The sequence below is a fragment of the Longimonas sp. genome (assembly GCF_040409695.1).
In the GTDB taxonomy this organism is placed as follows: Bacteria; Bacteroidota; Rhodothermia; order Rhodothermales; family Salinibacteraceae; genus Longimonas.
On the sequence record NZ_JARWGJ010000129.1, the window covers coordinates 22,932 to 30,418 of the forward strand.

Here is a 7,487-nt window from a genome sequence, read left to right on the forward strand (position 1 = left end):
GGCAGATCCACATCGTGGCAGGCTCGCCCATTGTTTACGTCTCTCGTTTATGCACAGGTGCAGTGCATCCGTCACAACATGCACCCGCACCGGTACGCAATGTTCAGCATCCCTTCCCCGTTGCGGACCGTTGCCCTCCTTTTCATTTTCTATACCAATAAACACTGGTTAAATAGCGTATTGGCGGACAAACAACATATCCAAATGTTGTTTGATGGTGAATGCAGGGATACGCTGCTGTATTTCTTTGTCATGGTCTAAGGTGCAAATTATTCAGGAGGGGTGCAACTGTTTTATGGATTTGTGGCGCGCGTCCCCCATCCCCCCTCCCTTGCATCATGACACGCACTCCCTCTTGATCTCCTTTTCGATTCCATTTTGATTCTGGGTAAATGCTTCTTGGCTGCTACCTAAGGCAGCGCCAGTCGGGTCTTGCGAGAAGCTCTATGAACGGATGATCGTACGCTCGGGGCAAATCGTATAGGCCGGGCAGTGGCTGCCTTCCGCAACTTCATCCGCTCAGAAACATTCTTTCGTGCTATGTCTTGCTTATGGGGTACCCATCACGTTATATCTCGCGTGCTGTACGCGAGCCTGAGTCTCCTTTTTGTCGAACTGTTTTTACCGTATGTCTTCGCTTAAAACGCCTGAAAAGTCGTCGCGCCGTAAAGAGCTGCGCTCCAACTCCATTGTTGACCTGTATGCACGGAGCGTGCTGTTCTTTGAAGAAAACAAAAACGCCATTTATGCTGCAGGCGTTGGACTTGTTGTACTGATTGCTGCTGTCGGTGTCTATTTCTGGAACGTGCAGCAGACCGAAGCGGAAGCGCAACGGCATCTCGGACAGATTGAGCGCTTGTACGCCATGGGCGAGTACGAACGCGCCCTGCAGGGCACTGGTGATCTTATGGGACTGCTTGAGATTGCGGATACGTACAGCGGTACAGACGCGGGCAACCTGGCGGTCTTCTATGTTGCCAATGCGTATCTGCGTAACGACCTGCCCGACGAAGCGATGACCTACCTGGAGCGCTTCGACAAAGATCGTGACCTGATCGGAGCAAGCGCGTTGGCCGCCGAGGCATCTATTTTTGAAGATCGGGGCGACTACGAGACGGCAGGAGCCCGCTACGAGCGCGCCGCCGAATTCGCTTCGAGCGCCCACGTATCGCCTCAGTATCTCATGAATGCCGGACGCGCTTACGAGGCTGCTGGCAACCTGGAGCAAGCACGCCGGGTCTACAGCCAGATCCAAACCGAGTACGCAGACTCGCCCGAAGCAGAACGCGTTCAGCGCTTCCTGGCCCGAGTGGAAGCGCGCCAGGCACGAACGGCCTCGTAAGAAGCGAGGCGTTTCGCCCTCTGCTCACCCTGCCTCTTGCTTCTCCCCTGCTGCCTATGGCTACGATCCTTGTTGTTGACGACGAGGCAAGCATTCGACGTACCCTCGAAGAAATTTTGGAGTACGAAGACTACGGCGTAGAATGCGCCTCTGATGGCGAAGAAGCCCTCGACATGGCCCGGTCAGACACCTACGACCTGGTCTTGCTCGACGTGAAAATGCCTAAACGTGATGGCATGGATGTGCTGGAGGTACTCAGTGACGAGTTCCCTGAGCTTCCCGTCGTCATGATCAGTGGACATGGTACGGTTGAAACGGCAGTTGAAGCGACAAAGCTGGGGGCTTACGACTTCATCGAGAAACCGCCGGACCTAAACCGCCTGCTTCTCACTGTACGTAATGCGTTGGACCGTGGCGAACTGAAGACGGAAAATCGCCGCATGCGGCAGACGATCACGGAGAAGCACTCCGATGACCTCACGCCCATCATCGGCGAGAGTACGGCGATTGCTGAGATTAAAGATACGATAGAGCGCGTGGCGCCTACTGAAGCGCGCGTGCTCATAACAGGCGAGAACGGCACGGGCAAAGAACTTGTCGCACGCTGGCTGCACCGCAAGTCAGGACGCAGCGATGCCCCAATGGTTGAGGTCAACTGTGCCGCCATTCCCAGCGAACTGATTGAGAGCGAGCTTTTCGGTCATGAGAAAGGAGCCTTCACAGGTGCTACGCAGCAACGCATCGGGAAATTCGAACAGGCGCACGGCGGCACACTCTTTCTCGATGAGATAGGCGATATGAGCTTGTCGGCTCAGGCGAAAGTGCTGCGCGTGCTTCAGGAGCACAAGGTTCAGCGCGTTGGGGGCGACCGCACGGTAGAAGTCGACGTACGCGTCATCGCCGCCACCAATAAGAATTTACAGGAGGAGATCGAGGAGAATCAGTTTCGAGAAGACCTCTACCACCGTATTGGGGTTATTCTTATCGATGTGCCGCCGCTTCGTGAGCGCCGTAGCGATATCCCGCTTATCACCAAACACATGGCCGGCCGCCTGGCGCAGCGCAATGGCATTCCCCCTAAGACGTTTTCGGATGCAGCCCTCAACGCCCTACAGCGCTATGAATGGCGCGGCAACGTGCGTGAGCTCCACAACGTGCTGGAACGCATTCTCATTCTGACCGATGGGGAGACGGTCGATGCCGACGATGTGCAGCGCTGCATGGGACCTCAAACGTCAAGCAGTGGTCCGGCCTATGACCTCATCCACTCCTACGATACGTTCAGTGATGCTCGCGACCAGTTTGAGAAGCTGTTTATCGAGCACAAGCTCGATGAACACGACTGGAACGTAAGCCAGACCGCCGAAACGATCGGGATTCAGCGCTCGCACCTGTACAACAAGCTCAACAAGTACAACATAGAGCGCGACGAGTAAGCCGCCCGGATCCTGCTTAGAGCTTCTGCCTGCTTACCCTTTTTATCTTTGTGCCTCCCGTACCGATGGCTGAATCGCCGATTGTCGATGTTTTGGGGCTTACCAAAACGTTTGAGGAAGACACGCCCCAGGCGCTTACCGTGCTTCGGGATCTCAACCTTCAGGTACAGCCAGGCGAGATTGTCGCTGTAATGGGCGAGAGCGGGTCCGGGAAAAGCACCCTCTTGCATATCCTTGGTGGACTGGACCACCCGACCAGTGGTCAGGTGCATGTTGATGGACGCGACATCTTTGCGCTGGATGACGAAGCGCTTGCCTCGTTTCGAAATCAGTGTATCGGCTTTGTCTTCCAGTTTCACCATCTGCTCCCCGAGTTTTCGGCCCTCGAAAACGTAGCCATGCCTGCTCGTATCCACGGACAAGGAGCCGACGCTGCAGAACGCCGCGCTCGCCGCTTGCTCGGCCTGATGGGACTTGCCGACCGCGCCGACCAGCGGCCCGCTACGCTTTCAGGGGGAGAAAAGCAACGCGTTGCCGTAGCGCGTGCGCTAATGAATGAGCCTGCGCTCGTACTGCTCGACGAACCCACCGGAAACCTGGACGCCGATACGGCTGAACCGCTACATAGGGAGATTGAAACGCTGCGCCATGAAACCGGACAGACATTCGTGCTTGTAACGCATACCTCGGCACTTGCTTCAATTGCCGACCGCGTGCTTCGCCTTGAGCACGGGCAGCTGCATGACGCCTCTCCAACGGATCGCTCGGTGCCCTTGTCGTAGGTGTACGTACAAGCACATGCGCGTTTCCCTCAGTACCTTTGTTTAGCTTCCTCCCTACCATGTCTACTGCCACCCTCGACCGCAGTCTCGGATTTGTGGATGCGCCTGTCGATGCCAGCCTTGACCTGTATGCCGAAATTGAGCGCCTGAAAACTGAGAAAAATGCTATTTTGCTGGCTCACTATTATCAGGAAGCTGCCATTCAGGAGCTGGCCGACTTCGTTGGCGACTCGCTTGGCCTGGCCCGTGAGGCAGCTAACACTGATGCAGAAATCATCGTGTTTGCCGGCGTGCACTTTATGGCAGAGACCGCTAAGATCCTGAATCCCGAAAAAACGGTCCTGCTACCCGACCTGAATGCCGGATGCTCCCTTGCCGACACATGCCCGCCCGATGCCTTTGAGGCGTTCTGCGACCAGTACCCTGACCATACCGTCATTACGTATGTGAACAGCTCGGCTGCCGTGAAAGCGCTTAGCGACATCATCTGTACCTCGTCGAGCGCCGCGCACATTATCAACCAGCTTCCCGAAGACGAGAAAATTCTGTTTGCACCCGACCGCAACCTCGGGGCCTACCTGATTCGCGAAACGGGGCGCGACATGGTCCTGTGGGATGGCGTCTGTATCGTGCACGAAACCTTCAGCGAACGCAAACTGCTGCGCCTGGCAGCCAAGCACCCTGACGCCGACGTACTGGCGCATCCTGAATGCCGCGACGCAGTTCTTCAGCATGCAGACTTTATCGGTTCCACAAGCCAGATCCGGCGCTACGCGCGCGATAACGGCCCGGCCAAGTTTATCGTGGCCACCGAAGAAGGCATCTTGCACCAGATGGAGAAGGACAATCCCCACAATACGCTTATTCCGGCACCGCCGGAAAGCGGGTGCAACTGCAGCCAGTGTCCTCACATGCGGCTCAATACCATCGAGAAGCTCTACCTGTGCCTGGAGCATGAAAGCCCTGAAATTACGATGGAAGAGTCGCTCCGTAAAGACGCCCTGCGCCCGATTGAGCGCATGATGGAGATGAGCGCGGGCATCAAATAGCTTCTCTACCTGTTGCTACCTGGTTGCTGCTACATCCTGCATAACGCTTGTCTTCGTCCATTCTGAACGATAACTACTTGCGAGCGTTAGAAAGCATACGCATCATATACATCGCATTGTCTCGCGCCCTTCCGCACGTTACAATGCACCTCAAACCCAACGTTGTTTACCTGTTTCTTTGACGCCTATGAACGTTGATCTGTTGGAAACCGTCCGGCGCACCATCGTCTACCGCCCCGAGCGCTGCTGCCTGGCGCAATGGGCTTTTGCACGCAATGAACAGGAGGTAATCTCTCAATCGGCTGTCCCAAAGGGCTTCAAATGCTGCATTGCCGGGCACGTGCTTCTCGAATCAGAGACCTACACCGAGCGTGAGCTGCTCCTACACGGAGGGTTCCACACCGGGGGCGAACTCTGGCATGAGGCCGGTGCGGTACTTGGGCTTACGAAACCCCAATATCGCACGCTCTTCTTTCCCAGTCAGTGGGAGAAGCCTTACAAACAAGAGTACTACCTCTGCACAGCCGATGAGGAGGCCGAGGTGGCTGCAGCGTATATCGACCACTACGTAACGAAGCACGCTCGGCCTGAGTATGCACGCTCCCGCGAGGGCGAGCCGTCAGAACGTGCACAGGCAATCATGGCGACCGTGTAGCAGGCAAAACGCTCTCCAGGTGGTGCCTGAACAAGCATTTCCTGAGGATGCACCCGGGCGTTGTATACCCGTGTAGCCCAGACACTGCCCAGAAGATCACGCTCTAAAAGATCACGCCGAAGCGGAGCGAGAACAGTCCGCTTGTGGCGTCTTCCCCGATCACAAGTGAGGGATTGAACTCAGCGTAGAGCGAGGTATCCTGCAGCAGCCACACGCGTCCGGCTCCCAGGTGAATCGTAGGAGCAGCAGTGCTTTCTTCTGTCTGGATAGGCAGGTAGGCCCCGAATCCCCCCATGAAATACGTGCCTTGCGTGGGCGTGTCAGTGCGGGTTACGATGAGCGAGATCTGCGGGTCGAGCGCGTACGAGGCTTCGTCGCGACCGCCCAGTATGTATCCGGTGAAGGCCGACCCGAGCGCGATAGAAAGATCGCGGTTGATAGGCGACGACACGCGAAAGCGGACGCCTGGCCCAAACCCGTCTTCGGTGCTGATAAGCGTGTTAAAGCCCACCCCAAGCCGCGGCTGGTTCTGCGCCGTAGCGTCGGTTGGCGCTGTGCTAAACATCAGCACGATAGCCAGCAGGATGCCTGTGTACGTCCATCTTCTTGTATGCATAGTAGCGGTCGCAAACTTCGTGATGCGGTGAGGGTTGAGCATAAGAAACGTAGGTGTTATCCTGTGAAGGGTCAACTACCGCCGCGTATATGCCGATCTGTACTCGGTGATTCACCAGCGCTTTCCAGTATTGTTCACTAACTGTCTATTTTATGTCTGCTTCCGCATCGACTCTCTCCCCGCCTTCATCGCCTGACGTAACCGCAAGCAGCACATACGCCGCCGCGGATTTTGCCCCGGTCGACTTTTTTGATGTCGACGGGCTGCTATCTGATGAAGAGCGTGCCCAGCGCGATGCCGTGCGGGCGTTTATCACAGAAGAGGTGGAGCCGATTATCGAGTCGCACGCCCACGAGCGCACCTTCCCCGACCACCTGATTCCGGAGTTTGCTCGGCTTGGCCTCATCGGCCCGCATCTGCCTACTGAGTACGGCGGGGGTGGGCACAATAACATTGTGTATGGCCTGATGATGCAGGAGGTGGAACGGTGCGATTCAGGACTGCGCTCGTTCTGCTCGGTGATGGGCTCTCTCGTTATGTATCCTATCTGGCGATATGGAAGCGAGGAGCAGAAGCGCACGTGGCTCCCGGATCTGGCCCAAGCCGAAAAGATTGGATGCTTCGGACTCACCGAGCCCAATCACGGCTCCAATCCTGGCGGCATGGAAACACGTGCGGTGAAGCAAGGCGATGAGTATGTGCTTAACGGACACAAACGCTGGTCTACAAACGCCTCAATTGGCGATGTCGCGGTGATCTGGGCAAAAGACGAAGACGACGCTGTGCGCGGCTTTCTGGTGGAACTGGACCGCCCCGGCGTAGAAACCCCTCCGATTGAGGACACCTGGTCGTTGCGGGCCGCGGTAACGTCTGAGGTGATCCTGAACGATGTACGCATCCCGGCAAGCAACCGCCTGCCTGAAGCGAAGGGCTTACGGGCTCCGCTCTCGTGTCTCACCCAGGCGCGCTTCGGAATTGCCTGGGGCGTTGTGGGGGCCGCGCAAGCGTGCTACGATGCCGCGCGGCAGCACGCGATCAACCGCGAACAGTTTGACCGCCCGATCGGGCAGTTCCAGTTGGTACAGGAACGCCTTGTGGAGATGGCACAGTCCATCACGTCGGCTCAGCTCATGAACTGGCGCCTTGCTACGCTCAAAGACGAAGGAGCGATGCGTCCGCAGCAAGTATCGATGGCCAAACGCCACAACTGCGAGATGGCGCTGGAGGTAGCTCGCTCGGCCCGACAGGTGCTGGGTGGAGACGGCGTTACCAGTCGTTACCCGGTGATGCGCCACATGGCCAATCTCGAATCGGTCATCACCTACGAAGGAACCCATGAGGTACATACGCTGGTGGTCGGGCAAGACCTCACAGGGTTGAATGCCTTTGTGTAGATCACACCTTGTATAAGGCACATAAGAACCTGTTTTGATTTCTTAATTTGGGCACCCCAAGAGTACTTCCTCCCTGCGGTCGGGGCGCTGCGAGCGGCTCCACTGGGCTGGGGCCGAAGGTCATGCCCCTGGTGCAAATTGTCCCCGATATACGGGTGTCAGTCGGGCTTGCGCCCTCGTGTCGGCCCGTAACCCCGGCTACGAACCTCTATC

7 protein-coding genes are annotated in these 7,487 nt (G+C 56.9%); 6 read left to right on the plus strand and 1 reads right to left on the minus strand.

The window, feature by feature from the left end; all coding sequences use genetic code 11:
- The first annotated feature begins 628 nt into the window (after positions 1 to 628).
- From PPP56_RS08215 to PPP56_RS08235, 5 genes are all read left to right on the plus strand, one after another.
- Positions 629 to 1,342 (plus strand): tetratricopeptide repeat protein, encoded by a 714-nt coding sequence (locus PPP56_RS08215; protein WP_353563558.1) that lies wholly within the window; start codon positions 629 to 631, stop codon positions 1,340 to 1,342.
- Positions 1,343 to 1,398: 56 nt separating this feature from the next.
- A complete protein-coding gene (locus PPP56_RS08220; RefSeq protein ID WP_353563559.1) occupies positions 1,399 to 2,778 on the plus strand; it encodes a sigma-54-dependent transcriptional regulator in 1,380 nt (459 codons plus the stop codon).
- A 65-nt stretch (positions 2,779 to 2,843) separates the two neighbouring features.
- Positions 2,844 to 3,560: an ABC transporter ATP-binding protein gene (locus PPP56_RS08225; RefSeq protein ID WP_353563560.1), complete on the plus strand. Its 717-nt coding sequence runs from the start codon at positions 2,844 to 2,846 to the stop codon at positions 3,558 to 3,560.
- 59 nt (positions 3,561 to 3,619) lie between these two features.
- A complete protein-coding gene (gene nadA, locus PPP56_RS08230; protein ID WP_353563561.1) occupies positions 3,620 to 4,609 on the plus strand; it encodes a quinolinate synthase NadA in 990 nt (329 codons plus the stop codon).
- Between the two features lie 187 nt (positions 4,610 to 4,796).
- Positions 4,797 to 5,264: a hypothetical protein gene (locus PPP56_RS08235; RefSeq protein ID WP_353563562.1), complete on the plus strand. Its 468-nt coding sequence runs from the start codon at positions 4,797 to 4,799 to the stop codon at positions 5,262 to 5,264.
- Between the two features lie 103 nt (positions 5,265 to 5,367).
- Here PPP56_RS08235 and PPP56_RS08240 read toward each other — a convergent pair whose 3' ends face one another.
- Positions 5,368 to 5,922, minus strand: coding sequence for a hypothetical protein (locus PPP56_RS08240; protein WP_353563563.1), 555 nt, complete (start codon positions 5,920 to 5,922; stop codon positions 5,368 to 5,370).
- A 110-nt stretch (positions 5,923 to 6,032) separates the two neighbouring features.
- On the opposite strand from PPP56_RS08240, the gene PPP56_RS08245 reads away from it, so the two are divergent.
- Positions 6,033 to 7,274, plus strand: coding sequence for an acyl-CoA dehydrogenase family protein (locus PPP56_RS08245; RefSeq protein ID WP_353563564.1), 1,242 nt, complete (start codon positions 6,033 to 6,035; stop codon positions 7,272 to 7,274).
- The last annotated feature ends 213 nt before the right edge of the window (positions 7,275 to 7,487 follow it).

Excerpts from the sequence above, each read along its gene's own strand:
- PPP56_RS08220 (WP_353563559.1), top strand. The coding sequence starts at position 1,399 with ATGGCTACGATCCTTGTTGTTGACGACGAGGCAAGCATTCGACGTACC.
- PPP56_RS08235 (WP_353563562.1), top strand. The coding sequence starts at position 4,797 with ATGAACGTTGATCTGTTGGAAACCGTCCGGCGCACCATCGTCTACCGC.
- PPP56_RS08215 (WP_353563558.1), top strand. The coding sequence starts at position 629 with ATGTCTTCGCTTAAAACGCCTGAAAAGTCGTCGCGCCGTAAAGAGCTG.
- nadA (WP_353563561.1), top strand. The coding sequence starts at position 3,620 with ATGTCTACTGCCACCCTCGACCGCAGTCTCGGATTTGTGGATGCGCCT.
- PPP56_RS08245 (WP_353563564.1), top strand. The coding sequence starts at position 6,033 with ATGTCTGCTTCCGCATCGACTCTCTCCCCGCCTTCATCGCCTGACGTA.
- PPP56_RS08240 (WP_353563563.1), bottom strand. The coding sequence starts at position 5,922 with ATGCTCAACCCTCACCGCATCACGAAGTTTGCGACCGCTACTATGCAT.
- PPP56_RS08225 (WP_353563560.1), top strand. The coding sequence starts at position 2,844 with ATGGCTGAATCGCCGATTGTCGATGTTTTGGGGCTTACCAAAACGTTT.